The 26,074-nt window shown below is 51.1% G+C and carries 22 protein-coding genes; 18 read left to right on the top strand and 4 right to left on the bottom strand.

Annotated elements, in window-relative coordinates; translation table 11 throughout:
- Window positions 1-88 precede the first annotated feature (88 nt).
- From BLQ82_RS18080 to BLQ82_RS18120, 9 genes are all read left to right on the top strand, one after another.
- Complete coding sequence (locus tag BLQ82_RS18080; protein ID WP_062521037.1) at window positions 89-742, top strand: redox-sensing transcriptional repressor Rex; 654 nt, start codon at window positions 89-91, stop codon at window positions 740-742.
- Window positions 729-2,030, top strand: coding sequence for an amidohydrolase (locus BLQ82_RS18085; RefSeq protein ID WP_062521039.1), 1,302 nt, complete (start codon window positions 729-731; stop codon window positions 2,028-2,030). Before BLQ82_RS18080 ends, BLQ82_RS18085 begins: the two co-directional genes overlap by 14 nt.
- A 44-nt stretch (window positions 2,031-2,074) precedes the next feature.
- The gene (locus tag BLQ82_RS18090; RefSeq protein WP_062521041.1) at window positions 2,075-2,593 is read left to right on the top strand and encodes a cell wall elongation regulator TseB-like domain-containing protein; all 519 of its coding nucleotides are present in this window, start codon (window positions 2,075-2,077) and stop codon (window positions 2,591-2,593) included.
- Between the two features lie 769 nt (window positions 2,594-3,362).
- The gene (locus BLQ82_RS18095; RefSeq protein ID WP_062521043.1) at window positions 3,363-3,905 is read left to right on the top strand and encodes a hypothetical protein; all 543 of its coding nucleotides are present in this window, start codon (window positions 3,363-3,365) and stop codon (window positions 3,903-3,905) included.
- Window positions 3,898-5,400 carry an AAA family ATPase gene (locus BLQ82_RS18100; protein ID WP_062521045.1) on the top strand — a complete coding sequence of 501 codons (1,503 nt, stop codon included), beginning with the start codon at window positions 3,898-3,900 and terminating at the stop codon, window positions 5,398-5,400. Before BLQ82_RS18095 ends, BLQ82_RS18100 begins: the two co-directional genes overlap by 8 nt.
- A 132-nt stretch (window positions 5,401-5,532) precedes the next feature.
- On the top strand, window positions 5,533-6,405 hold the full coding sequence (locus tag BLQ82_RS18105; protein WP_062521048.1) for a 3-hydroxyacyl-CoA dehydrogenase family protein: 873 nt from the start codon (window positions 5,533-5,535) through the stop codon (window positions 6,403-6,405).
- Window positions 6,402-7,610, top strand: coding sequence for an acetate/propionate family kinase (locus BLQ82_RS18110; RefSeq protein WP_062521050.1), 1,209 nt, complete (start codon window positions 6,402-6,404; stop codon window positions 7,608-7,610). The genes BLQ82_RS18105 and BLQ82_RS18110 overlap by 4 nt, the downstream gene beginning before the upstream one ends.
- Window positions 7,611-7,632: 22 nt before the next feature.
- Window positions 7,633-8,928: an asparagine--tRNA ligase gene (asnS, locus tag BLQ82_RS18115; protein WP_062521052.1), complete on the top strand. Its 1,296-nt coding sequence runs from the start codon at window positions 7,633-7,635 to the stop codon at window positions 8,926-8,928.
- A gap of 20 nt (window positions 8,929-8,948) precedes the next feature.
- On the top strand, window positions 8,949-9,719 hold the full coding sequence (locus BLQ82_RS18120) for a DnaD domain-containing protein (RefSeq protein ID WP_062521054.1): 771 nt from the start codon (window positions 8,949-8,951) through the stop codon (window positions 9,717-9,719).
- 158 nt (window positions 9,720-9,877) lie between these two features.
- On the opposite strand, the gene proC is transcribed toward BLQ82_RS18120, so the two are convergent.
- The 3 genes from proC to proB form a co-directional block, all read right to left on the bottom strand.
- A complete protein-coding gene (gene proC, locus BLQ82_RS18125) occupies window positions 9,878-10,744 on the bottom strand; it encodes a pyrroline-5-carboxylate reductase (protein WP_062521055.1) in 867 nt (288 codons plus the stop codon).
- Between the two features lie 238 nt (window positions 10,745-10,982).
- Window positions 10,983-12,275 (bottom strand): glutamate-5-semialdehyde dehydrogenase, encoded by a 1,293-nt coding sequence (locus tag BLQ82_RS18130; protein WP_280140368.1) that lies wholly within the window; start codon window positions 12,273-12,275, stop codon window positions 10,983-10,985.
- Between the two features lie 58 nt (window positions 12,276-12,333).
- Entirely contained in the window at window positions 12,334-13,437 is a 1,104-nt protein-coding gene (gene proB, locus BLQ82_RS18135; RefSeq protein ID WP_074648371.1) for a glutamate 5-kinase, read from the bottom strand.
- 443 nt (window positions 13,438-13,880) lie between these two features.
- On the opposite strand from proB, the gene BLQ82_RS18140 reads away from it, so the two are divergent.
- Window positions 13,881-14,078, top strand: coding sequence for a hypothetical protein (locus BLQ82_RS18140; protein WP_062521059.1), 198 nt, complete (start codon window positions 13,881-13,883; stop codon window positions 14,076-14,078).
- Window positions 14,079-14,167: 89 nt separating this feature from the next.
- Here BLQ82_RS18140 and BLQ82_RS18145 read toward each other — a convergent pair whose 3' ends face one another.
- On the bottom strand, window positions 14,168-15,079 hold the full coding sequence (locus tag BLQ82_RS18145) for a LysR family transcriptional regulator (RefSeq protein ID WP_062521061.1): 912 nt from the start codon (window positions 15,077-15,079) through the stop codon (window positions 14,168-14,170).
- Window positions 15,080-15,675: 596 nt separating this feature from the next.
- Here BLQ82_RS18145 and leuC point away from each other — a divergent pair.
- The 8 genes from leuC to BLQ82_RS18185 all read left to right on the top strand — a co-directional run bounded on the left by leuC (window position 15,676) and on the right by BLQ82_RS18185 (window position 25,777).
- Complete coding sequence (gene leuC / locus BLQ82_RS18150) at window positions 15,676-17,100, top strand: 3-isopropylmalate dehydratase large subunit (protein ID WP_062521063.1); 1,425 nt, start codon at window positions 15,676-15,678, stop codon at window positions 17,098-17,100.
- Window positions 17,101-17,127: 27 nt separating this feature from the next.
- On the top strand, window positions 17,128-17,730 hold the full coding sequence (leuD, locus tag BLQ82_RS18155) for a 3-isopropylmalate dehydratase small subunit (RefSeq protein ID WP_062521065.1): 603 nt from the start codon (window positions 17,128-17,130) through the stop codon (window positions 17,728-17,730).
- A gap of 177 nt (window positions 17,731-17,907) precedes the next feature.
- Entirely contained in the window at window positions 17,908-19,485 is a 1,578-nt protein-coding gene (locus tag BLQ82_RS18160) for an N-acetylmuramoyl-L-alanine amidase family protein (protein ID WP_062521067.1), read from the top strand.
- Window positions 19,486-19,647: 162 nt separating this feature from the next.
- Complete coding sequence (locus tag BLQ82_RS18165; RefSeq protein ID WP_062521068.1) at window positions 19,648-21,087, top strand: N-acetylmuramoyl-L-alanine amidase family protein; 1,440 nt, start codon at window positions 19,648-19,650, stop codon at window positions 21,085-21,087.
- 109 nt (window positions 21,088-21,196) lie between these two features.
- Window positions 21,197-21,862 (top strand): GerMN domain-containing protein, encoded by a 666-nt coding sequence (locus BLQ82_RS18170; RefSeq protein WP_062521070.1) that lies wholly within the window; start codon window positions 21,197-21,199, stop codon window positions 21,860-21,862.
- A gap of 82 nt (window positions 21,863-21,944) precedes the next feature.
- Window positions 21,945-24,698 (top strand): S-layer homology domain-containing protein, encoded by a 2,754-nt coding sequence (locus BLQ82_RS18175; protein ID WP_062521072.1) that lies wholly within the window; start codon window positions 21,945-21,947, stop codon window positions 24,696-24,698.
- 96 nt (window positions 24,699-24,794) lie between these two features.
- Complete coding sequence (gene nth, locus BLQ82_RS18180) at window positions 24,795-25,466, top strand: endonuclease III (RefSeq protein WP_062521074.1); 672 nt, start codon at window positions 24,795-24,797, stop codon at window positions 25,464-25,466.
- A gap of 44 nt (window positions 25,467-25,510) precedes the next feature.
- Window positions 25,511-25,777 carry a hypothetical protein gene (locus BLQ82_RS18185; protein ID WP_020432793.1) on the top strand — a complete coding sequence of 89 codons (267 nt, stop codon included), beginning with the start codon at window positions 25,511-25,513 and terminating at the stop codon, window positions 25,775-25,777.
- Window positions 25,778-26,074 lie beyond the last annotated feature (297 nt).

A 26,074-nucleotide genomic window follows, 5' to 3' on the forward strand; every position in this document is an offset into this window, starting at 1 on the left:
CAAAACTTAAGATGATGCTTTCGAAGCGAGTTTTGTACGAAGCGAATTCAGGAAGCATACCTTAACAATACTTTTAGGAGGACAAAATATGAAATCGGATAAAATATCGGAGGCCGTAGTGCGCAGGCTGCCTGTGTACCTGCGTTTCCTGAACGATCTCCAGAAGCGTGAAATTTCCACCGTGTCTTCACAGGAGCTGGGACAGAAGCTGGATCTGAATCCGGCGCAAATCCGTAAGGACTTGGCCTATTTCGGCGATTTCGGCAGAAAAGGCATCGGGTATGATGTATCGTATCTGATTGAAAAAATCCGCCATATCCTGAAGCTTGACCAGCAGATCAATGTGGCACTGGTGGGTGCAGGTAATCTTGGACACGCTTTATCTAATTACAATGCCTATTTAAAGGACACGATGAAAATCACCGCAGTCTTTGATTCCTATGCACCCAAGATCGGGCAGAAAATCAACTCGCTGACGGTTCAGCCTATGGAAGAGCTGGGAAGCACAATCCGCGAGCAGGGGATCCGTATCGGCATTATCACTGTACCGGACAGCGAAGCGCAGAACGTGGCAGATATCCTGGTGGATTCAGGCATCGAGGCAATCCTCAATTTCGCACCGGTGATCCTGAAAACACCTGCCAACATCCGGATTCATGCCGCTGATTTTACCACTGATTTGCAGAGTCTGGCTTATTATTTGCATGATGGAAAGGACGATGCGGTAGATGAGCAGCAATAAAACTGTAATTGTAAATGGGCGGTTTCTGGTACCGGGTACGGAGCAGCCGGTGTTAAGCGGTTATATGACCATAGAAAAAGATCTCATCACATACATAGGAGAAGTCAAACCTGTTATAGAAGAAAGTACTCAGACTATAGATGGCAGCCGCCTGCTGTTCATGCCGGGTCTGGTCAATACCCATGGCCATACGGCGATGTCACTGCTGCGCGGTTACGGGGATGACATGGTGCTGCAGAATTGGCTGCAGGAAAAAATGTGGCCCATGGAAGAAAAATTTACCGGAGACGATGTCTACTGGGGCACCTCCTTGTCTGTTCTGGAAATGCTGAAAGGCGGCACAACCACTTTCCTGGATATGTATGACCATATGGACCGTGTAGCTGAGGTTTCAGAGCTGTCAGGCATCCGGGCCGTGCTGATGCGCGGGGTTATTGGTCTCTGCCCGGAGGACGTGCAGAACCATAAGCTGGCGGAAGCCGTTGCTTTTGCGCGGAACTGGCACGGGAAGGCGGGCGGAAGAATCACAACAATGATTTCACCGCATGCCCCGTACACCTGTCCGCCGCAGTTTTTTGTGAAGTTTGTTCAAGCCGCCCATGATCTGGACCTGCCGATGCATACCCACATGTCGGAAACCCGGCGGGAAGTCGAGCAGAATGCGGCGGATTACGGCTTGCGTCCGGTGGCGCATCTGGAGAAGCTGGGGATGTTTACCCGCCCTTCTCTAGTCGCTCACGGTGTGCATTTGAACGATGAAGAAATCGAGATTCTGGCCCGTTATAAGGTAGGGGTATCCCATAATCCGGGCAGCAATCTGAAGCTGGCGAGCGGAGTAGCCCGGGTTCCGGAACTGCTGCGTGCAGGAGTCACCGTATCGCTAGGCACTGATGGCGCGGCGAGCAATAATAATCTCGATATGTTTGAGGAGATGCGTCTTGCCGCCTTGATCCACAAAGGCGTGAGCGGTGACCCAACGGCGGTTCCGGCCCCGGAAGCACTGCTGATGGCGACTGAATACGGCGCACAGTCGATTTTTCTGGAAGGAGTCGGCCGGCTTGCTCCGGGAATGAAGGCTGATTTCATTGCCCTGGATATCGACCAGCCGCATTTCCTGCCGCATACGGACCTCCTGTCCCATGCCGTGTACTCGGCAAGCGCGAAGGATGTAGCGCATGTCTGGGTGGACGGCAAGCAGGTTGTGAAGCATGGGCAGTGCCTGACGCTGGATGAGGAACAAATCCGCCGCAAGGCGCAGGAGACTTTTGAGGGCCTGCTGAAGCGGTAAATGAGCATGATAGATGAAGCATTTTGAGGAAAGGGAGCTGTACTTTGAAGAAAAGAAGAAAATGGCTTCTGCTGGGGATACTCCTGGTTCTTCTCCTTCTGTTCGGACTAAGCCAGTTCTATGCTTATGTGATGAAAGACCAGTGGAGCGAACGCAGTGCAGCCACGGAGGTTGCAGAAGCCAGAGCAGGGCTGACAAAAGTGACCAAAGCCGAGAAGTCCGTCTGGGATGAAAACTCGATTTACTGGGTTCTTACAGGCCGTAACGCAGCCGGAACGGAGCTTATGGTCTGGGTCCGCTTTACACGGGACGGCAAGCCTGCCGGGGGAGACAACGATGTGTACGCTGAAGAGGTCTCCAAAGGGATGTCGGAGCAGAAGATCCGTTCCATCATTGCCTCGGACTTACCGGGGAGCACCGTTGAGCGGCTGCTGCCGGGTGTGTACAACGGAGAATATGCGTGGCAGCTGTTTTACAAGCTGGAGGGACGTTATTATTACAAGTTTTACCGTTTTGCGGACGGAAGTGCGATTGGTGACGGCTATAGCCTGCCTAGCCAGTAATAAGCGCATGATAATATAGAGCGGGTGGACAAGTTATGGTCTGCCTGCTTTTTTTTGTACCTTGAAGGTTGACGGTGGTGCAGGAACGTGTCGGGCTCAATCTGCAGCTTTGAAGCGGACAAGAAAGCCAATACTCGCAAGCGCTAGTTGGAAAAAGCGAACTTATTTCTCCCCAAAATCAATAATCTTGAGAGTGAAGTGGAAAAAGGAAACTTAAATAGGACATATTCCTTTGTGAGGAGCAAAATGAACTGAATTAGTGTTCCTTTGTCCACTTAAACTGCGGAGAACCAGGTGCTGGGGCAAACTAGTTATCCTTTTTTCCAACTAGTGCCTAAGGGGAAGCGGTATGGGGGTGGACTGGGATGACGCGAGAACAGCAGCTTATCAGGAAAGTAATGAATAGATGGACACCCAGTAAAGATTTGAATATATCTACGGATATATACAAATGAAGCGAATCTAGCATTCTGGTGGCATCAATATGAGGATAGCTTAAGCATCCCAAAAAGACCGCAGCGCTAATCGTTGCGGTCTTTCCTGTCGATATAAGGGGAAATGAGCTGTCATTTTGCCCAAAAATTAGTACTGAAAATTTTAAATATATTCACACTTTTTTTCGAATTCGTATATACACCTGTGATATACTACTATTTGTACTAAGGCATGCTTAAGAGCATGCCAGTCTCGGAAGAGCGCTAGACACGCTATTTTATAAAATTTATTATATTTTGTCACATTTTTCTTATCATTGAGAGGAGGACGTTTCTTGAAACTACGTCTTATGCCAGTACTGCTAACGTCTCTGCTGTCGGCTGCGCTTTTGTTTGGCGGCTGGTATTCCTACCGGGAGTTCGTGGTGCAGGAGCCGCTGCAAAAGATTGTCTCTGCTTATGAGGGAGTGAAGGATTCCCATATCTCTATTAAACGCAATGAGGTCACTTTGAAACTTGATTTGCAGCCGGGCACTAAATTGCGCGAGCTGGTGCAGTATGTGAATACGGAAGGCAGATCGGCGATTAACGGCCGGACCCTGAAACTGGATGTGGAACAGCATTCCAGCAAGCTGCTGGATGAATATTGGGACCAAGCGATGTTCTCGGTTGCTGAAGCCATGGAGAGCCGTAAATATACCTTAATTCCTGCGAAGCTGGATGAACTGAAAGCTCAGAATTCCAAATACAGCGGTGTAACTGCAGCAACTGAAATCGATGACAATAACGTATATGTGAGCCTGAGCGACGGCCAGAAAAGCAAATTTATGATTTTGCCACGCGCTGCGGCAACGATGGGAGTGTGGAATAATGCCTAAGTTCTGGAAAGAGGTATTGATCGGATTTGTTCCTGTGCTGGTGATATTTATGGCTTTTGTCGGGATTAATATATTCCCGGTGATCATCGCGGCAGGCATGGTTGGCGCACTTCTGCTCATCGCCCATCTGCGCGGGGGGCTGACCGTGAATGCCGGTGGAGACAAGAAACGTAAAAAGAACGGCCCGTCGAAGCTGACCTTTGAAGAAATCGGAGGACAGGACAATGCCAAGCAGGAGCTGCGTGAAGCGCTGGATTTCCTGATCCGCCACGAAGAAATCAGCAAGTTCGGCATCCGCCCGCTGAAGGGGATTCTGCTTACAGGCCCTCCGGGGACCGGGAAAACCCTGATGGCCAAAGCGGCAGCGCATTATACCAACTCCGTATTCGTAGCCGCATCAGGCAGCGAGTTCGTTGAGATGTATGTGGGTGTCGGCGCCGGACGTGTCCGCGACCTGTTCAAAGATGCGCGTACGCGTGCGCTCAAGGAAAACAAACAAAGCGCGATTATTTTTATCGACGAAATTGACGTCATCGGCGGCAAACGCGAAGGCGGACAGCAGCGTGAATATGATCAGACGCTCAATCAGCTGCTGACGGAGATGGACGGAATTTACAACAATGATACTCCGCGCATCCTGCTGGTTGCGGCAACGAACCGCAAGGAGATGCTGGATTCGGCGCTGCTGCGCCCCGGCCGCTTCGACCGTCATATCCAGGTGGACATGCCGGACAAGAAGGGCCGCAAGTCCATCCTCGATCTGCATGCCCAGAACAAGCCGCTGCATGAGGAGGTTGACCTGGACAAGATAGCGGAAGAGGCTTATGGCTTCTCCGGTGCCCAGCTTGAGAGCGTGATGAACGAAGCGGCGATCTACATGATGCGCGAGAACCTGACTCAAGTGGAGCAGCGCCATCTGTCGCTTGCGATCGACAAGGTCATGATGGGCGAGAAGACGGACCGGGAAACCAACCATGAAGAGAAGAAGCGGGTAGCAATTCACGAGCTGGGACATGCCATTATGGCCGAGCTGCTGCGTCCGGGAAGCGTCAGCCAGGTTACGCTTACACCCCGTGGACAAGCGCTGGGTTACGTGCGGCATAATCCGCAGACCGAACAGTATCTGTACACGAAGGATTACCTGGAAAATCAGATCATGATTGCCCTTGGCGGCGCTGTGGCGGAAGAGATGTACTATGGTGGCCGAAGCACAGGATCACGCGGAGATTTCGACCAGGCGCTCAATATTGTGGAGACGATGATGAAGTCAGGGCTAACCTCTCTGGGTATCGCGAATCTGCAAATGGTTACCACAGAAGAGTTAATGAAGGAAAACAGTAAAATTCTGGACGAGTTAATGGTACGTACGCATGAGCTTCTCGGCAAGCAGCGAAATGTATTTGATTACTCTCTTGACATTTTAATGAAAGAAGAAGTTCTCTCCGGAGAGCAATTTCGTTGTCAATTTCGTGACAGTGTCCTTTTACCGGCATAATTCTTTATGCCGGTTATTTTTTTTTACTTTTCAGACATGCTAAGATATTATTATATGTCGGGCTACTTATTTTTTACGACAGACAAGGTACAATACAAAAGTATAGATACCTGAAAGGATGGAGACTTTTAGATGAATTTTAAGAAAATTGGTGTCATCGGTGGTGGCACAATGGGTCAAGGGATTGCTGAAATGCTGGCAGCCAAGGGCCTGGATGTTATGCTGGTGGAGAAAACCGCTGAAAGACTGGACTATTCCTATGCAATGATCGAGACAAGTCTCGACAAACAGCTGGAGAAGTGGGCAATTACCCAAGCCGAAAAGAAGCTTATTCTCAGCCGTATTCAAAAAGTGACACATTTCGCAGAACTCAGCTCCTGTGATATGGTTATTGAGACCATTACCGAGGACCTGGAAGCGAAGCAAAAAGTATTCAATCAGCTCGATCAGGTGTGTCCGAGCCACATTATTCTGGCCAGCAATACGTCTACACTCAGCTTGACTGAGCTTGCCAGCTCTACAATGTATCCGGAACGCGTCATCGGCATGCATTTCATACATCCGGTAGCAAAGGTGGATCTCGTTGAGATTGTGCGCGGACTGAAAACTTCCGACAGCACTTTTGAAGATACCAAAGCCTTTGTTGATGAAATTGTTGAGAAAAAAGGCGTCATGATTTACGAATCCCCGGGGTTTGTATCTTCACGCCTCATTTGCCTGTTCATTAACGAAGCTATGCATGTCCTTCAAGAGGGTGTGGCTTCTCCTGAAGATATCGACGATGCTATGCGCATCGGCTACCAGTTCCAGCATGGGCCGCTTGAAATGGCTGACCGTTTTGGTCTGGATTCCGTTCTTGCCGCACTGGAAAATATGTTCCGTGAGTACGGTGAACTGAAATACCGTCCGTCCACGATTCTTAAGAAGATGGTGCGTGCGGGACAACTGGGCATGAAATCGGGCGAAGGCTTCTTCAAGTATGACAAGGATGGTGACCGTGTATGAATATTCTAGTTATTAACTCAGGCAGTTCTTCTTTGAAGTACCAGCTGTACAATATGACCGATGAATCCGTACTGGCCAAAGGTCTGGTAGAGCGCATCGGGATGGACTCCTCCATTCTGAACCACAAGCCGACCGGGAAGCAGGAAGTTACGGAAGTCAGCGAAATTCTTGAACACAATACAGCGATCCGCAAAGTGCTTGCCTGTCTGACCGACAAGGAGCATGGCGTAATCTCTTCGATCGACGAAATCAATGCTGTAGGTCACCGCGTAGTTCACGGGGGCGAATTCTTTAAGGCTTCCGCGCTGGTTGATGCCGATGCCAAGACCAAGATCCGCCAGCTGTTCGACCTTGCACCGCTGCACAATCCGGCTGCAATGATGGGGATTTCGGCAACTGAAGTGAACATGCCCGGCGTGCCGCAGGCTGTTGTTTTTGACACTGCGTTCCATCAGACAATGCCTGAGAAGGCTTATATGTATGCCATTCCTAGAGTGCTGTACAACAAATACAAGGTCCGCCGCTACGGCGCACACGGCACCTCCCATGATTTCGTCAGCAAGGCTGCTGCTGAATTCCTGGACCGCCCGCTTGAAGACCTCAAGATCATTACTTGCCACATCGGTAACGGTGCGAGCGTGACTGCCGTTGACGGCGGCCTGTCTATCGACACTTCAATGGGGATGACACCGCTTGAAGGTCTGATGATGGGTACCCGCAGCGGTGACCTGGACCCGGCTGTCGTTCCTTATGTAATGAACAAGGAAGAGCTGACCGTGGGTGAAGTCAATTCGATGCTGAACAAGCACAGCGGCCTTTTGGCTATTTCTGGCGTCAGCAGCGACATGCGTGATATTATTGATGGTGCGGAAAAAGGCGAGCCTAACTCTACGCTTGCTTTTGATATGTATGAGTACCGTCTGCGGAAGTATATCGGTTCTTACGCTGCAGCGATGAACGGGGTAGATGTCATTGTATTTACTGCCGGTGTTGGCGAGAATGCCGCCGTGCTGCGTGCCAAAGTGCTGAATAACCTTACGTTCCTTGGAATTGAACTGGATGCAGAAGCCAATAAGGTCCGCTCCGGCGATCCGCGCCGTATCTCTACGGCTGAATCCAAGGTGCAGGTGCTCGTGGTTCCGACAAACGAAGAGCTTGTCATTGCACGCGATACTTATCGCATTGTGCAAGGAATTAACGGCTAAATCAGAGGAGAGATCAGTAGGCATGGCTAACAAGAGTGTAATCAAGAACGTGAATAAGCATGTTGGAGAGACTGTTGTGATTGGATGTTGGATCAATAACAAGCGCTCCAGCGGCAAAATTCAGTTCCTGCAGCTCCGGGATGGTACAGGCTATATCCAGGGTGTAGTGGTGAAATCGGAAGTACCGGAGCAAGTATGGGATGACGCCAAAAGCCTCACCCAGGAAAGCTCACTGTATGTCACCGGAATCATCCGCGAGGAGCCGCGCAGCCAATCCGGTTACGAAATGACTGTGACGGGTATAGAAGTATTGCATCTTACAGAGAATTATCCGATCACCCCGAAGGAGCATGGCGTGGATTTCCTGATGGATCACCGTCACCTCTGGCTTCGTTCCGCGAAGCAGCGGGCTGTGCTCGTGATTCGTGCGGAGATCATCCGCGCGGTCCAGCAATTTTTCAACGAGAACGGGTTTACTAAGGTAGATCCGCCAATCCTGACGCCAACCTCGGCAGAAGGAACTACCAATCTGTTCCACACCAAGTATTTTGAAGAAGATGCCTATCTGACGCAAAGCGGACAGCTGTACATGGAAGCTGCGGCAATGGCGCTCGGCCGTGTCTATTCCTTCGGTCCGACCTTCCGCGCCGAGAAGTCCAAAACCCGCCGTCATCTGATCGAGTTCTGGATGATTGAGCCGGAAATGGCCTTCACCGACCATGAAGAAAGCTTGCGCGTACAGGAGGAATTCATCAGCTTTATAGTGCAGTCCGTACTGACGAACTGCCGGGCAGAGCTGGAAGCGGTGGGCCGCGATGTCTCCAAGCTCGAGAATATCAAAGCTCCGTTCCCGCGTATCACCTATGATGATGCAATCAAGTTCCTGAATGAACAAGGATATGAGATTGCCTGGGGGGATGACTTCGGGGCACCGCATGAAACGGCGATTGCAGAGGCCAATGACAAGCCGGTTTTCATTACGCATTATCCGGCCTCGTTCAAGGCATTCTATATGAAGCCGCATCCTGAACGCCCTGAGGTTGTGCTCTGCGCGGATATGATTGCTCCTGAAGGCTATGGGGAGATCATTGGCGGCTCCCAGCGTATCGACGATCCGGCATTGCTCGAAGAGCGCTTCAAGGAACATAATCTTTCAATGGATGCCTACAAATGGTACATGGATCTGCGCACATATGGTTCTGTGCCGCACTCCGGTTTCGGCCTTGGACTTGAACGGACGGTAGCCTGGATTTGCGGGTTGGACCATGTGCGGGAAACGATTCCGTTCCCTCGTACGTTGTACCGTCTCTACCCATAGGCTGGCAAAGGGGGCTGCGCATGGACGGCAAAGAATGGAATACCTGGGGCGAAGGCGTGTCTTTTGGCCTCCAGAACGGAATGGCCGTCATTCCTTACGCGCTCTTGAAGCATTACCGGAAGCTGAATTTGACCGGCAGTGAAGCGATGCTGCTGATTCATCTGCTCTCTTTCCGCCAGGTGGAGGGAATGGAGTTTCCTTCCCTGGAGGAACTGCAGACGGTGACGGGGCGGAGTATAGCAGCAATAGCAGGAGAACTGCAGAAGCTTATGAAGGAAGGCTTCATCAGTATTGATGAAGACATCGATGAGCTGAGAGATATCCACTTTGAACGCTATAATTTCTCCGGATTGTACGGCAAGCTTGGCGCATTTTTGGCAGGAGCCGCTCAGGAACCGGCCACTGACAGCAGCAAGCCTGCTGGCAGTGTGCCAAACCAGCGTGCAGCTGCCCATCATACCGGAGCTCCTGCTCCGGATGGCGGACACGGCAGAGCGTTCACTGCTGCAGCGGGTAAAGACGCTGAAGAGAACCGCAGTCTATTCACCATTTTTGAGAAGGAATTCGGACGTCCGCTTTCCCCGATGGAGTGTGAAACCATCTCCGGCTGGGTAGACCAGGACAATTACCCCGAAGAATTGATTCTGCTGGCTCTGAAAGAGTCCGTATTCGCCGGAAAGATTCATTTCCGCTATATTGACCGCATTCTCCTGGAATGGGCCCGCAACCGGGTGAAAAATGCCCAGGATGTCAAAGCTTATACCCAGAAGTTCCGCGGCGGCGGGAGATAAAAGAGCACCCGCAAGACATTATAGCCTACTGCATATTAGTCTTATATTTAAAAAAACACCCGTACTATACCTGGCTGCCTCAGCCTGGAAGTACGGGTGTTTTTGATTTAAGATTTAAGGATGGCTATAGATCGCCTGGTGTATAAATGATCCATCGTTTAGGATAGCTCTTTTTCCAGAGCAAGTCCCATTTCACGGGAGCGTTCGGCACAGCGGTTCACAGCGGAAATTACCGTCTCGAAGAAATCGCCCTTCTCCAGCACTTCAAGTGCTGCTTGTGTGGAGCCGTTCGGCGAGGTCACTTTTTTGCGCAGGGCGGCTGGTTCTTCACCGGTCTGCTGTACCATCCGGGCAGCGCCAAGGACCGTCTGAACCGTCAGCTCTCTGCTCTGTTCAGCGGGCAGGCCTCCACGGATTCCCGCGGCGATCATCGCTTCCATCATGTAATAAATGTACGCTGGACCGCTGCCCGAAATCCCGGTCAGGATTTCCATACGTTCTTCATCAATGACCGAGGTTAATCCGACAGCCTCAAAGATATTAAGCGCGGTCCTGCGGCTCTGCTCGTCCACTTCCTTGGAATAAGCGATGCCGGTTGCTCCCAGTCCAATGGAACTGGAGGTATTAGGCATGGTGCGCACTACCGGCTGGGACTTGCCGAGCAAGCCCTGCATCGTACGGATGGTCATCCCGGCAATCACGGAAATCACCAGCTGATCCGGAGAGAGCAGGGGGCCCAGGCTGCGGAGAGACTCGGCAGCATCCTTGGGTTTCATGGCAAGCACGATGACCGGGGCTGTGCGCAGATATTCATTTTTTTGTTCAGGATCGTTGCTGCCGAGGACGCCGTACCGGCTGCGCAGTTCGCTCAGGCGTTCACTGCTGCTGCGGTTCAGCATCACGATATTGCCGGAATCCACGACGTTGCGGGCAATCATCCCGCGCACAATCGCTTCCGCCATCGAACCCGCGCCGTAAAAAACAATCTGGTGATTAAGTAATGGAATTGCAGGTTGCTGACACATGGCTATTAGTCCCCCTAAAATTTTGTGAGCTAGGCTTCACTGTAATACTTCGTACAAAATTGGCTTCGAAAGCATATGCTTAGTTTTGAGCTTATTCTTCATCGAATCTCTTCGAAAAACTCACATCGGAAGCATACTCTTAATTTTGTGAGCTACGCTTCACTGTAATACTTCGTACAAAATTGGCTTCGAAAGCATATGCTTAATTTTGTGATCTAGGCTTCACTGTAATATATGCTTATCCCCGGATTTGTCCAGAACCGTGAATCTTGTATTTGGTTGATGTCAGCGCCGGCAGTCCCATGGGGCCGCGGGCGTGCAGCTTCTGGGTGCTGATGCCGATCTCTGCCCCAAATCCGAACTCGAAACCATCGGTGAAACGCGTCGAGGCGTTATGATAGACAGCAGCGGCATCCACTTCCTGCAGGAAACGCTCGGCGTTTCCAACATCACTGGTTACAATGCATTCGGAATGCTTGGTGCTGAACTCGGCAATGTGCTGCAATGCTTCGTCCAAGCCACCGACAATTTTGATGTTAAGAATATAGTCATTGTACTCGGTGGCAAAATCTTCTCTGGCCGCAGGCAATGCCCACGGAATCAGTGCTGCGGTCTCCGGACAGCCGCGCAATTCCACAGGGATCTTGCGGAAGGCTTCTGCCAAAGGAAGAAGATGCTCTGCAGCATAGTCCCTGTGGACCAGCAGCGTTTCCATGGAGTTGCATACCGAAGGGCGTTGGGCCTTGGCGTTCAAGCTGATGGATAATGCCATTTCCGGCTCAGCGCCGGCATCAATGTAGGTATGGCATATGCCTGCTCCTGTTTCGATGACAGGTACCGTGGCATTAAGGACGACGTTCTGGATCAGTGAACTCCCGCCGCGCGGAATAATAACATCAAGCAGTCCGTTCAGCTTCAGCATTTCATCCACGGAGGAGCGGTTCGGATCTTCGATCAGCTGCAGCGCCTGGCTTGGAATAGCCGTTTCAACAAGTGCCCTGTGCAGCACTTCGATGATTTTACGGTTGGAGGACAGAGCGGAGGATCCGCCGCGCAGGACAACCGCATTTCCGGTTTTCAGACATAAGCCGGCTGCATCCACGGTTACATTGGGGCGCGCCTCATAGATAATGCCGATGACTCCTAGTGGAACGCGGATTTTTTCAATGTGCAGCCCGTTCGGGCGTTCGAAGGTTTCCAGAAGGTCGCCAATCGGATCCGGGAGATCGGCTATTTGCTGAAGCCCCTCTGCGATGCCTGTGATCCGGCTGACATCCAGTGCCAGACGGTCCAGCATCGATTCAGGAGTGCCGCCCAGCCGTCCGCGCTCCAAATCTTCAGCATTGGCGGCGATGATGGCCGGGGCTTCACGGATTAGGGCTTCTGCCATGATCCGCAAGGCCTCATTTTTGTCTGCGGTGCTCAGGCTGGCCAGTACACCGGCAGTTTCCTTGGCTAATGCTGCCTTGTTTACAACCTCACTCATGTTAACCCTCCTAAAAGTTTTGTTAGCGTTACTTCCTGAATACACTTCGACAAATCTACTTCGTAAGCATACGCCATGTTGTGTTTACTGATGTTTCCGCAAATTAGCGCAGGGTAATCCATTCATCACGGTGGATGACCTCCAGCCGGTGAACCTCGCCCAGCTTCGGTACAATCTGGCCGCTGGGCAGCCCCTGGATCGTGCGCAGCTGGGAGTCGTCGTAATTCACAATTCCCCGTCCGAGAAGCTTGGCATCCGGACCAAGGACCTCTACCACATCACCGGAATGAAAGCTGCCTTCAATCCGTTTTACCCCAACCGGCAGCAGGCTGTGCCCGCCATGGAGCAGCGCTTCTACTGCACCTTCATCTACATACAGGGAACCCAGCGGGGTGGACATGAAGCCTAGCCACTGTTTCTTAACCGGCAGGGAAGAGAGCGTGGTGTCAAAATAGGTACCTTTGCCGGTGCCTGCCGCTGCCAGCTGCAAATCGCCGGGTTCGGTTGCTCTGCCTACAAAGACGGGCACTCCGCCGCGTGTGGCGATTTTGGCCGCATCGATCTTGGAGCGCATGCCGCCAGTGCCTACACTGGAGCCCGCTCCCCCGGCAATGGCATAAATCTCCGGAGTAATCTCCTCAACACGCTCATACCGTGTGGCCTCTGGATGCTTGCGCGGATCTCCGCTGTACAAGCCGTCCATATCCGTCAGAACGAGGAGATGGGAAGCTTTCAGGAGATTGGCGACCAGCGCGGATAAGGTATCATTATCACCGAATTTCAGCTCATCTACCGAAACGGTATCATTTTCGTTAAATATCGGTACAGCTCCCTGCCGGAGCAGCTCTTCTACCGTCATTACAGCATTATTCATTGCCCGGCGGCTGCAAAAGTCGGTCCTTGTCAGCAGAATCTGCGCGGTGGGTATGCCATATTCCGCAAAAGCCTCTTGATAGGCCTGCATCAGCATCACCTGGCCCACCGCCGCTGCGGCCTGCTTCTCATGCAGCAGCTTGGGACGTGCGGGATATCCGATACCCCGGAATCCGGCAGCTACAGCTCCGGAGGTAACCAGCAGCACTTCACAGCCGTCCTTCTGCAGCCCGGCGATTTCAGCGGCAAAGAAAGCAACCGCTTCACGGTTCAGTCCGCCTTCAGGTCCGGTAAGCGAGCTGCTGCCGATTTTAACCACAATTCGTGTCGTCAATGTCATTCACTTCCTTCTCGATTGTACAATATTTCATGCTGAAAATGACAAAAAGCCCCCATCCTTAGACTTAGCAAAGGACGAAAGCTTGTAAACTTCCGCGGTACCACCTTCATTGATGAGGGTTCATCCGACTTCATTCTCATAACGGGAGTTTCCGTCCTGCCGGGGCAGGCCGCTCGGGGGTAGGAATTCCGAATGGACAACCGCGGTGAATTCTTCCAGCCTGCCGGAATTCACTCTCTGATCGCGGATAAGCGCCTATTCGTACTGGTCCCGTCTGCACGTTTCACTGTTTGACATTTAGAATACCATGGAGAAGTAAGGTTTGCAAAGAGTCCCGGAGGTAATATTTTTTCCAGGAGCCCGGCGGTGAATCTGATGTTTATCCATTGGGGGATGGGGTAAAATACTTATAATCTGTTACCAGGAGGTGGATAGACTTGAGTAAGAAAGACAACGTCCAGCAGGAACAGAAGCGAAATTCCATAGAAGCGGCCGAGGTTCAAAACAAGGCGATGCGGGAATTTGTTGAGGAGAACACCGTGGATTCACGCACAAAAGGTCTGGTCGACGAGAGCACAGCCCGATTGACCGATGATCAGAACCGCCTGATCACCCAGCATAATTTGCGTAAATAAGCGCACGAATAAGGTTTCATTTTATAAAAAAGACCTTCTAGCCACAATTGTGAGCAGGAAGGGCTTTTTTATTTATAGCAGGAGCGGGACTATTCCACTGAAAGACCTTTGACCGTCGTTCTGAACGTTTCCATAAAAGCCTCCGCAGCGTTGGATAAATAACGGCCCCGGCGGTAGGCGACGACCAGTGTACGGCTGGGCACCGGATCGGCAAGCGGCAGATACACAGGAACAAATTCACTGCGCGGCGCGCGGGCAATAAAGTGGGGAACCAGAGTCACGCCCATGCCGGTGGCAACGAGCGATTGAACCGTTTCCATATTATTGCTTTCGAAAACAATACGCGGCTCAAAACCGGCTGCACGGCATAATTCCACGGTCATTTTGCGGAAGCCCTGGCCTTCTTTAAGGACAATAAACGGTTCATCCCTTAATTCCCCCAAGGCAGTGCGAATTCCTGAGGCGCTCCGCGAAGCGAGGGAATGCTCCGGAGGAACGGCAAGGTCGATCCTCTCTTCACCCAGCACCTCGTAGGCAAGCGTAGGGATTTCCAGCGGTAAGGAGAGCAGGCTGAGGTCGGTCTGGCCGCTGGCGGTGAGTTTTTCCAGGTTCATGGAGGAGTCCTCCAGCAGGGTGATTTCGACCTCGGCATATTTACTCTTAAATACGGGAAGTACATGCGGCAGCAAATGGGCACCGGTAATGGGCATGCTTCCTACAACCACGCGACCCTTCCGCAGCTGGGAAATATCCGACATCTCCTGGCGCAGCAGCTCCACGGCATCAATAATGGTCTGGGCCTGCTCCACAAATTTCTCACCGGCGTGCGTAAGCTCTACCGAGCTGGTATTGCGCTGGAAAAGGAGGACACCCAGCTCTTTCTCCAGCTTTGAAAGCTGCTGGCTAAGTGAAGGCTGGGCGATATGCAGTTTATCCGCTGCCCGGGAAAAATTCCGCTCTGCCGCGATTTGCAGGGCATATTGCAGCTGTCTGAGTTCCATAAACAGATTCCTCACCCTTAGATAGATTGTTGCTTATAAGTATAACCTATAAATATTGTTATTAATATAGGTGAGATTGCCGAGAAGGATGAGCCAGCAATAGGATAGCCAATGCTCAAGCCATAGGTTATCCATCAGCCTGCAACTGCAATTCCAGAGAAACTTCTGGCTCCCAAAGTGACTCCATAATTTGTAGTTACGCTGATGATATAGCGGATTTGACCTGCGAGCACATCGGCAGCGGGAGGAAAATCAACGGCTGTAATACCGGACATCTCATAAGTCAGCTCCGTCATCGCCTGGGACGCAGGCTTTTGATAGACAGTAGTAAAGATCGGGACCGAATTCCGGAAGATTGTAAAGGTAACATCAGGAACAATCGCAGGGTTGGATCAGCTTATGAGAGGGGATGATCGATTGCTTGGACCATTTTTAGTAAAAATGAAGGGGGATTGCTTGCTGCTTATAGGTCAAACCTATGACTTTTATAGAAATCATATCTTGGAATTATAAACACCGCGATGTTATATTTAGATCATTCAAGAGAGACTCCACTTTCTCTTCCAATGAACGATTCTACTTTATGAGGTGAAGACATGGGCAACAAGACAATGTTTGAAAAGATTTGGGACAATCACGTAATCCATCAGGAGGAAGGCAAGCCGAGCATCATTTACATCGATCTGCATCTGGTGCATGAGGTGACATCCCCGCAGGCTTTTGAAGGACTTCGCCTCAGCGGCCGCAAGGTGCGCCGTCCGGGCCTTACTTTTGCAACTATGGATCATAACGTTCCCACCAAGGACCGTTACAATATTACCGATCCTATCTCCAAGCAGCAGATTGATACGTTGTCGCAGAACTGCCGCGATTTTGGCGTAAGATTGTTCGATCTGAATGATATTGACCAAGGTGTAGTGCATGTTATGGGTCCTGAAATCGGATTGACTCATCCCGGCAAAACCATCGTCTGCGGCGACAGCCATACTTCTACACATGGTGCATTCGGTGCACTGGCCTTCGGGATCGGCACCAGTGAAGTTGAGCATGTGCTGGCGACCCAGTGTCTGCAGCAGTCCAAGGCCAAAACGATGGAAGTCCGTTTCAAAGGCAAACGCAATCCCGGCGTAACGGCCAAGGATATGATTCTTGGGGTTATTGCCAAGTACGGCACTGATTTTGCAACAGGTTATGTTATTGAATATACCGGCGAAGCCATCCGTGAGCTGTCGATGGAAGAACGCATGACGGTCTGCAACATGTCGATCGAAGGCGGGGCAAGAGCGGGGCTGATCGCTCCGGATGAGACTACCTTCAACTATCTGCGCGGACGCCAGTATGTGCCGCAGGGCGCGGCTTATGATGCTGCGGTTGAAAGCTGGAAGGAGCTTGTCAGCGACGAAGGCGCCCAGTATGATACCGTTGTTGAATTTGATGTGGAGTCTTTGATTCCGCAGGTAACCTGGGGAACCAGCCCGGGTATGGGTACGGATATCTCCTCCACTGTGCCGAACCCGGCAGATTTCACGACGGAGAATGAACGTAAGGCGGCTGAAAAAGCGCTTGAATATATGGACTTGGTACCGGGAACACCGATTTCCGAAATCGGTATTGACTATGTCTTCATCGGGTCCTGCACGAATGGACGTATTGAAGATTTACGGGCTGCTGCCGAGGTAGCAAAGGGCCATAAGGTATCCGATAAGGTTACGGCCATTGTGGTACCGGGATCGGGACGCGTGAAGATGCAGGCCGAGAAGGAAGGGCTTGACAAAGTATTTACAGAAGCAGGGTTCGAATGGCGCGAAGCGGGCTGCAGCATGTGCCTCGCCATGAACCCGGATGTCCTGCAGCCTGGACAGCGCTGCGCATCTACCTCGAACCGGAACTTTGAAGGACGTCAGGGGCGCGGCGGACGCACGCATCTGGTATCTCCTGCTATGGCGGCTGCGGCTGCGATCAAAGGCCATTTTACCGATGTCCGTGACTGGAACTACAAGGCGGAAGCCGTCAACGCATAGAACTTGAGAGAGCAGGAGGAACTAATCATGGAAGCATTCAAGAAATTAACGGGAATCGTTGCCCCGGTAGACCGGGTAAATGTAGATACGGACGCTATTATCCCTAAGCAGTTTTTGAAACGGATCGAACGCACAGGCTTTGGACAATTTTTGTTCTACGAATGGCGTTTTGACGAAGCCGGAAATGACAATGCTGCGTTTGAAATGAACAAACCCCGCTATAAAGGGGCTTCGGTTCTGATCTCGCGGGCCAATTTCGGCTGTGGCTCCTCACGTGAGCACGCGCCTTGGGCCATTATGGATTACGGCTTCCGGGTCGTTATTGCCCCTTCGTATGCCGATATTTTCTACAACAACTGCTTCAAAAACGGGATTCTGCCGATTAAACTGTCGGAATCCCAGGTAGATGAGCTGTTCAAGCGTACAGCAGAGCATGATGGCTACGAATTGACAGTGGATCTGGAGAATAACCTGCTTCGTGATGATCATGGACTCAGTATTACTTTTGAACTGGATGAACACCGCCGTCAATTCCTGCTGCAGGGTCTGGATGATATCGGGCTGACGCTTCAGCATGCGGACGAAATCGCTGCCTACGAGGAACGCCACGCTGCCAAGCTGTTTGCGTAAGAAAAGTCAACATAAAAACTTTACAAGATTTACACAAAACTTCTATTTCCGGGTGTCGGAAATAGAAGTTTTTTTGCTATAATCAATATATTCATTGCCCGGAAAGGCAACTTTTGGAGATTTCTGTCGTCTTAATCTTATCTAAGTATCTAACATTTGCCAGAAGGAGAGGAAAGGATGAGAAGAGCCGGACAACGAGTGCTATTTCTATTGCTGCTGCCACTGCTACTGCTATCATTCGCCGGCCATGAAGCCGCAGCTGCCGGGAACAGCGCGGGCAGAATTATTATGGACAACAGGGAATTGGAGATTCCCAAGGGAATCAAGTTAGAGAACGTAAATGGAAGCGTTATGATTCCCATCCGGGTCGTCGTTGAGAATCTGGGATTTGAGGTGCTGTGGGAGCAGAAGTCGCACAAAGTAACGGTCCAGCAGGACGGCAAGAGTGTGCAACTGGCTGTAGGCAGCAAAACAGCCGATGCCGATGGAGTTACACTGGCACTGAACGCAGCACCGAAACAGGCGGGCGGCACGGTGCTGGTGCCTATCCGCTTTGTCAGTGAGCAGTTCGGGCTGAAGGTAGGCTGGGACAACAGTGACAAGACCGTTTACTTGAGCGGCGGGGTTCCCGACAGTACAGCAGGTCCAAGCAGTCCCCAGCCTTCGGCTGCACCGGCTCCAACGGCTGTGCAAGTGCCAACCTCTGTCCCTGCAGACAGCCAAGGGGCAGGCGGAGATATTGTAACCGGAGTGACGGACCCCACTCCTACTCCTATACCAGGCAGCGCGGGTACGGCTGTCGGTTCTCCGCAGGTCATGGGTGCGGTGTTCAGCGAGAACCGGCTGATCATCTCTGTGGCAGGGGCAGCTAAGCCTAATGTTACCCAAATGGGAAGTCCGGACCGGATTGTCATTGATTTTCCGGGCGCTGCCTTTGCCCCCGATTTTGCCGGCAGCTTTCCGGGAGTTTCCGCCAGCGGAAGCCCTCAGGGCAAGCTCGATGTCAGCGGATATCCGCTGGTTACCGAGGTGCGTTACGCGCTCTTCAGTGTGAGTCCGCCCACTGCCAGATTTGTAATACAGACCGCTGGCAGCCAGCCTTACCAGGTGAGTACGGATGACAGTACGGGACTGGTGACCGTTGACTTGAATGTTGTAAGCAGCGGAAGCGGAACACCTCCCACAGGGGGGACAGGGCTTACCGGCAAGCCGGTAGTCGTACTTGACGCCGGTCATGGCGGCACTCAATCCGGAGCCGTCAGTCTCACAGGCAAGCTGGAGAAGAACTTCAACCTCGCTGTGATTCAAAAGGCGGGCGCGCTGCTGATGCAGGCAGGACTGGTTGACGTAGTATTCACCCGCACAGAGGACATTACGCTTGGACTGCAGGATCGTGTAAACATCGCGGAAAGGGCGAAGGCCAATCTGTTTATATCCGTCCATGGCAACTCTTTGCCTGCAGATTACCCGAACAGGAATAAAGTTAATGGGAGCGAGACTTATTATTCACGGGCGGAAAGCCTGCCGCTTGCCCAGATTCTGCACAAACATCTGGTAGCGGCGACAGGGTTCAAGGACAACGGAATAAGAACTAAAAGTCTGCATGTCACGAGAGAAACCAGCATGCCGGCAGTGCTCCTTGAGGTAGGTTACCTTACTAATCCGGGAAATGAATCGGCTATGTACAGTGAACAGCTTCAGGACAGCCTGGCCCGGGAAATTGTTGCCGGAATTATGGAATATCTCGGCTTGTAATGGCGCTCTGCCGAATGATGCAAGTGAGGAGATAGGTTTGGATATGGTATATATTCGCAACTTTTAAGGAAACCCGGCGTCTAATCATTGTCGAAGGCTGTCAGGCAGACTGGCATCATGAACGCTTTTTTTGGGCGGAATACTAGATTCTTGAGGTGAAGAATGAAGAAATTTGCTTTTATGCTGTTGCTGCTGCTCTTTGTAGTTGTTCTGCCGGGGCATGGACATGCCGCTGGCGGGAGCAACAAGATTTTTCTTGATGGCAAGGAGCTGACGGCAGGACAAGATGTTCCAGTTGAAAATGTGAACAACTCCATTATGGTGCCGCTAAGAATGATTGCCGAGAACCTGGGTTACCAGGTGAATTGGGATCAGAAGAGCAAGACGGTTACAATTGAACAGCAAGGCAAGACCATCAAGCTGATTGTCGATCAGACTGCGGCTTCCGTCGATGACAAGACCGTTGTACTGACGACAGCACCGCTGCTTAGGAGCGACACGACGCTGGTGCCGATCCGGTTCATCGGTGAACAGTTTGGCCTGAAGGTTACCTGGGACAACACAGCCAAGGTTGTAAATCTTATTACCCCGGAAATTCCCGACAGCACCAATAATACGGGAGAAAGTTCCGGAGACGGCGGGACAAGCGTAGAAGTGCCTCCGGTGGATACAACGACAAATTTAACCATGGTTAATGGTATCAGCTTTAGTGAAAACCGGCTGACCATTGCCATGGATGGAAATTCGCAGCCGGTGGTATCCAAGGTAACCGGGCCGGACCGTATAGTCGTCGATCTTCCGAATGCCACGTTCTCAGATGTATTCGGAACGGGTCAGGTGCTGAGCCCGGATCTGAACGGTGCGATTGCAGTGACTGATTATCCGGATGTTTCAGGAGTGCGCTACTCGCTATACAGTACTAACCCGTACACTGTCCGGTTTGTGATTGATCTGAATCAGGCCAAGAATTATAGTGTTAATGTGTCGGGGGATGTCTCTAAGCTGGTCGTTGTGGATTTGAATGCGGCAAGCACTGACGATCCTGCCACATTGCCCGGCAACAACGGACGGAAGCTTGTAGTGCTGGATGCGGGGCATGGCGCCAAGGATTCCGGGGCAGTCGGGGTTACTGGCAAATACGAAAAAAACTTCAATCTGGCAGTAATACTTAAGGCAGCTGCACTGTTGAAGCAGGAAAATATGGTTGACGTCGTACTTACCCGCAGCGATGATACTTTCCTGGAATTGAAGGAACGGGCAGGAATGGCCAATAATCTCAAAGCCGATCTGTTTATATCCGTTCATGCGAACAGTGGTTCATCGTCTGCGGCCAGCGGCTCGGAAACCTATTATCAGCGGGCGGCAAGCAAGGCTCTGGCGAATGTAATGCATAAATATCTGGTCCAAGCTACCGGATTAAGCGACAGGGGAGTTCGTTATGGGAACTTCCATGTGATTCGGGAGACTAAGATGCCTGCCGTGCTGCTGGAGGTCGGCTATCTGAGCAATAAGGGAGACGAAGCCCTGTTGTTCTCAGAAGATCTGCAGAACAAGGTAGCCGCTGGCATTGTCGCCGGCATTAAGGAATATCTCAAATTATAGCAGCAGCCAAGCGGCACAGCAGGGCCGCAAAGTCAGCTTTCGATCTTAGCAGGTCAAAAAGGCTTTGCGGCCCTGTCTGCCCATATTCATCCAGAGGGGGTAATTGTTGATGAACAAGAAATTGACATATGCAGGTATGGCAGCTTTGCTTCTGCTTGTGATATCCGGCTGCGGAGATAAACCTACAGCAGCTCCAGCCAATGAACAAGGTCAGGACTCCACAGCGGTTGTCAATGGTGCAGGCAGCAATGAAGGAGGACAGGACGCTGCGGCTACCGCTACTGCAACGGTATCCGCATCAGCATCCGCTCAGCCGACAGCAGAACCTACTGCTACCCCTGCAGCTACAGAGCAGCCGGCAGCACCAGCCAAAAAAAGCCAGACCATTTCTGTGTATTATACGGATCCTCAGCAAATGGAGCTGGTTTCTGCCAAAACCGATATCAGCTATACAGATAATGTGGAGAAATACAGTGAGGCTTATAAATCGCTGCAGAGCAGCAGCAATCCTGACCAGGTGCCTTTATGGGGGAAAATTGAGCTTAAATCGCTTAAGTTCACTGACGGGCAGATTATTATGGATATCCATAAGCCGGATGAGGCACAGCTTGGAGCAGGCGGCGAAGCATTTGCCATCAGCGCGCTGGCCCAGACCCTCTTTCAGTTCGAAGAAGTGAAGAGCATTGAGGTTCTTGTGGATGGCGAGCAGGTGGAAAGTCTCATGGGCCATGTGGATCTGGAACATCCGCTTACTAGAGAGAACAGCGGTTTGTAAGGAAAATGCAGGAATAAGCCTGCTAACTGGCGAAATACCTACAGTCTATTTAAAATTGATCCATAGAGAGGGGAATAACCTATTGTCCGGGCAAAAAAGGTCAAAACGTACAATTCATACTTACTCCAGCAAAGCGGCAGCCGTAATTCTGGCCGGCACGATGGTGTTTGGCGGAGCAGGTGCGGCTTTTGCTGCGACTGCTGCACCGGCAGCAACCTCTGGAGCTAATAATGGTTCTGCTCCAACAGCCGCGGCAGGTATTTTTACAGATGTAAAAAATGGCTTCTGGGCCGAAAAACATATCTATAAGCTGGCTTCTCAGGGAATTGTTGTAGGTAATAACGGTCTATTCCGTCCGGGGGATTCCATTACCCAGCAGGAAGCGGTGCTGATGGCGCTGCGTTTCATGAAGCTGCAGGGCAATGTGCAAAGCGATTCCAATGTAGCTTTTCCAACGGATTTCAAAGTAACCAACTATTATAAGCCTTATGTCGTGCTTGCTTTCCAGCAGGGGCTGCTGGACAAAGCGGTAGAAATGGCTCCTGATAATCTGAAAACCTCCTGGGGAGAACGTAAAGCCAGCCGTGAATGGGTAGCTGAGCTCCTGATCCGGGCACTCGGCAAGAATGCGGAAGCCGCTGCTGTATCGGTTAAACCTACCGGGTTCGCAGATGATGCGAAAGTTACCGCCAACAAACGGGGGTATATTAACGCCGCAGTGGGTCTGGGGCTGGCCAACGGTCTGGACGGCAACCGCTTTGATCCGCAAGGTGCTGTAACCCGGGCGCAATTGGCGACCTTCTTCAGCCGTGCCGAAGCTCACAATTCGCTGGATTATGACAACACGGTCAAAGGGACCATAAGTGCACTGCAGGACGGGAAATTGACGCTGTACAACAATGGCAGCACATCTGTATTCAATGTAACCTACAGCACCGCTTACTTTACCAGTACTGTTGATACCAGAATCAACTTTACCGATCTTAAGCCTTATACCAAAGTGACTGTTATTGGAGCTACCTATAATGCCGCTTATGTAGAAGTGACAGATCCGGTGCAGCAGGTGCAAACTATTGAAGGTGTATTTGCCAAAGTTACTCCAGGAACGATCTGGCTGGATTCTCCAACCGGATACGATCAGTACAGCTATGATGGAAGCACCGCCTTTGTGGATGTAAACGGTGCTGCTATTTCTGCCTCCTCGATTACCGCTGCCAGCAAGGTTGCTCTGCTTCGGGAAACGTTCAGCGGTGCGGGCAAGCTTGTGAAGGTACAGGTGACCTCAGGAATTGTCAATAAAACGGCAAACGGAACCATTCAAAGTGTAGACACTGCAGCAAAGAGTATAACGTTCAAAACAGCAGAGGGTGCAACAGAATCCTTCAAATGGGAGGATGGCACGACCCTGTTCAGCTCGCAAAGTGCAGTGCTGCTGCCCGCTGATCTGAAGACGGGGGCTGCCGTCAAATATACAGTCAAGGATAACCTGATCCGGACAGTCGAAGTGACTTCTGGGGTAGAACGAACTGTCCAGGGGGCAATTACTGAACTGACAGGCTCAACGATTGTCTACAAAAAAGCTGATGGCACACGTGAAGTGAATCTGCTTGGCACATCGCCAGCCATCATCATTCCCGGCGTTGCCACACCGGCCATTGGAGATCTGGTCGCTGATGCAACGGCCGGAGACAATGTACAGCTCACCTTGAACAGCAGTGACCAGGTGACCAAAATTGAAGTTTTGAGCCGGCAGATCAGCCAGTTCACCGGTGCAACAGTGGTCGATTACAGTGCAAAAACGCAGCTTCTGACCGTTACGGACAGCAGCGGCAAAGCACAATTGGTAAAGATTGATGCAAATACGAAGCTTGCTTATGATGGCGCTACAACCACTTCTCTGGCTAATATGGGTTACAGACTTGCCGAAGGCCGCAAAGTGGATGTAGTAGCTGCAGGCCAGCGCGCCTTATCTGTGGAAACAAGCACCAAATATGACGGTACATTGACTGCTGTGAATGTAGCGAACAGAACGATCACATTGAAGCTTGCCAATGCGCAGTTGGTTACCTTGCCTTATCCGCAGTCGGTGGAAATCTTCGGACGCACTACATCGGCAATTACAGATGTGGCACTTGACAGTGCAGTTACTGCTGTTCTTGCGGATAATCAGAGCGGGGTATCGGTACTCCGTGCAAACTCATCCATGCAGTTGGAGATTGCTACTCTGGATGCAACGGCGAATAAGCTGGGAGTGAAATGGTCAGGGGGAACGACCGTACTGAATACCTATACGCTGCCGATGACAGATGAAACCGGAAAAAGCATCAAGATCGGTGATTTGAAGGTGGGGGATTTTGTAAATATCACCTTTAATGGAAGTGCGCCGTTCTCTCTTAAAGCGGTAAAACTTAACTCAGGCCAACTGACCGCAGTAGATGCGGCTGCCGGAACGTTTACCTTGAAGGATTACAAAGGCGGTGCACAGACGTTCTCAGCGGCTGGCGGGATCAAAATTATCCGTGACGGGTCTACAACGACATCACTGGGTTCACTGACCACAGCTGACCGTGTGGAAGTGCGCAAGGATTCGGACGGGTCGACAATTATCCGTGTACTCAGCCAGCAGAACCGTGTATTCTGGCGTTACGAGAGTGGAACAAATGAGATTCTGGTAAAACGCGCAAGTGCTTCCGATAGTAATTACCGCTTTGTTCCGGGTCCGAATGTATATATTCATCAAGGCGACACGACTTTACCCGTGCAATCTCTCAAAGAAAATGATAATATTATAATGTATTTCAATAATAATATTCTTGTTGAGATTGCGAAACAATAAGAGCTTGGTGATTTTCCGCGTGAAACACCGTCTTGATTCAGGCGTTTGGCCTGCTTCAAGACGTTTTTTTTGAAATATAAAGGTGGAGGGGACACTATGAAAGCTGCAGAGGTCCGCCACATCCTGGATACCATCGGTGAGCTATTCCCTGATGCGCATTGTGAGCTGAACCACAGCAACGCTTTTGAATTAACGATAGCCGTGCTGCTCTCAGCCCAATGTACGGACGCAACAGTGAACAAAGTCACCGAGGACCTGTTTCAAAAGTACAAAACTCCGCTCGATTACGTTTCTGTACCCATCGAGGAACTGGAGAGTGACATCCGGCGTATCGGTTTATACCGCAATAAGGCGAAGCATATTCAAAGTCTGTGCTCCATCCTGATAGAGCAGTATGGCGGCGAGGTGCCTCAGGCCCATGACTTGCTGGTAACCCTGCCGGGTGTCGGTCGCAAGACCGCTAATGTGGTCGTATCGAACGCTTTTGGAGTCCCGGCCATTGCGGTGGATACACATGTCGAACGGGTAGCCAAAAGGCTCGCCCTTGCGGGCTGGAAGGATTCCGTGCTGGAAGTGGAAAAGAAGCTGATGAAGGCGGTGCCGCGTGACGAGTGGACACTCACGCACCACCGGCTGATCTTTTTCGGACGCTACCACTGCAAAGCCCAGAATCCCAAATGCCAGGTATGCCCGCTGCTGGATGTCTGCCGGGAAGGCAAGAAACGTATGAAAACTGCTGTAATCAGGAAAGCTAAGAATCATACGTGAACCATTAGTTAAGAGTTAGAGATGAAGAAGAGGATGGGATAGAGATGAAGTGCATTTCTGTATATACCGATAATTTTGAAGCTTTCTCCGATATTTTTGAGCGTGTAGTTGAAAGTCCGCTGGAGGAAAACGAAGAGCAGGAAGTCGAAGGCATTACGATCAGCCACTCCGGCGATGTGCCTGAGCACTATCTGGAACGGATGTCTCAAAAACCTGAAGTTGTAGTGATGAGAGACAAATCCCGTGGCCTGACGATTCTTCAGCACGGCAAAGTATTCGAAATTTTGCTGCCTGTTTTGGAAACTGCCTAATTGCTTAGTTGAGTTGAACCTTGGAGAGCAGTAATAATGTGATGTGAGATAGCCGGCCGCTGGGCCGGCTTTTTTCAAATTAGGACTTATATGCTTCACGCAATAAATTATCCTTCTATTTCCCGCTACAGGGGAGTGAAGTGGAATTAGTGAACCTCAAAAGGTACGAATGGCCGGATTAAGCTCACTTGTTCCACCTGAAGCTTGCCGCCGGGTCCAACGAAAATAGGCTGCGCTGTCCACCCATGGACGGTACAGCCGTTTTGTTTTTTGTGAACATATGAATAGTCTTGCTAA

It is taken from the genome of Paenibacillus jilunlii, assembly GCF_900102965.1.
In the GTDB taxonomy this organism is placed as follows: Bacteria; Bacillota; Bacilli; order Paenibacillales; family Paenibacillaceae; genus Paenibacillus_AQ; species Paenibacillus_AQ jilunlii.

Excerpts from the sequence above, each read along its gene's own strand:
- leuD (WP_062521065.1), top strand. The coding sequence starts at position 17,128 with ATGGAAGCATTCAAGAAATTAACGGGAATCGTTGCCCCGGTAGACCGG.
- BLQ82_RS18160 (WP_062521067.1), top strand. The coding sequence starts at position 17,908 with ATGAGAAGAGCCGGACAACGAGTGCTATTTCTATTGCTGCTGCCACTG.
- BLQ82_RS18145 (WP_062521061.1), bottom strand. The coding sequence starts at position 15,079 with ATGGAACTCAGACAGCTGCAATATGCCCTGCAAATCGCGGCAGAGCGG.
- BLQ82_RS18170 (WP_062521070.1), top strand. The coding sequence starts at position 21,197 with ATGAACAAGAAATTGACATATGCAGGTATGGCAGCTTTGCTTCTGCTT.
- BLQ82_RS18185 (WP_020432793.1), top strand. The coding sequence starts at position 25,511 with ATGAAGTGCATTTCTGTATATACCGATAATTTTGAAGCTTTCTCCGAT.
- nth (WP_062521074.1), top strand. The coding sequence starts at position 24,795 with ATGAAAGCTGCAGAGGTCCGCCACATCCTGGATACCATCGGTGAGCTA.
- asnS (WP_062521052.1), top strand. The coding sequence starts at position 7,633 with ATGGCTAACAAGAGTGTAATCAAGAACGTGAATAAGCATGTTGGAGAG.
- BLQ82_RS18105 (WP_062521048.1), top strand. The coding sequence starts at position 5,533 with ATGAATTTTAAGAAAATTGGTGTCATCGGTGGTGGCACAATGGGTCAA.
- BLQ82_RS18165 (WP_062521068.1), top strand. The coding sequence starts at position 19,648 with ATGAAGAAATTTGCTTTTATGCTGTTGCTGCTGCTCTTTGTAGTTGTT.
- BLQ82_RS18080 (WP_062521037.1), top strand. The coding sequence starts at position 89 with ATGAAATCGGATAAAATATCGGAGGCCGTAGTGCGCAGGCTGCCTGTG.
- leuC (WP_062521063.1), top strand. The coding sequence starts at position 15,676 with ATGGGCAACAAGACAATGTTTGAAAAGATTTGGGACAATCACGTAATC.
- BLQ82_RS18110 (WP_062521050.1), top strand. The coding sequence starts at position 6,402 with ATGAATATTCTAGTTATTAACTCAGGCAGTTCTTCTTTGAAGTACCAG.
- BLQ82_RS18100 (WP_062521045.1), top strand. The coding sequence starts at position 3,898 with ATGCCTAAGTTCTGGAAAGAGGTATTGATCGGATTTGTTCCTGTGCTG.
- proC (WP_062521055.1), bottom strand. The coding sequence starts at position 10,744 with ATGTGTCAGCAACCTGCAATTCCATTACTTAATCACCAGATTGTTTTT.
- BLQ82_RS18120 (WP_062521054.1), top strand. The coding sequence starts at position 8,949 with ATGGACGGCAAAGAATGGAATACCTGGGGCGAAGGCGTGTCTTTTGGC.
- BLQ82_RS18085 (WP_062521039.1), top strand. The coding sequence starts at position 729 with ATGAGCAGCAATAAAACTGTAATTGTAAATGGGCGGTTTCTGGTACCG.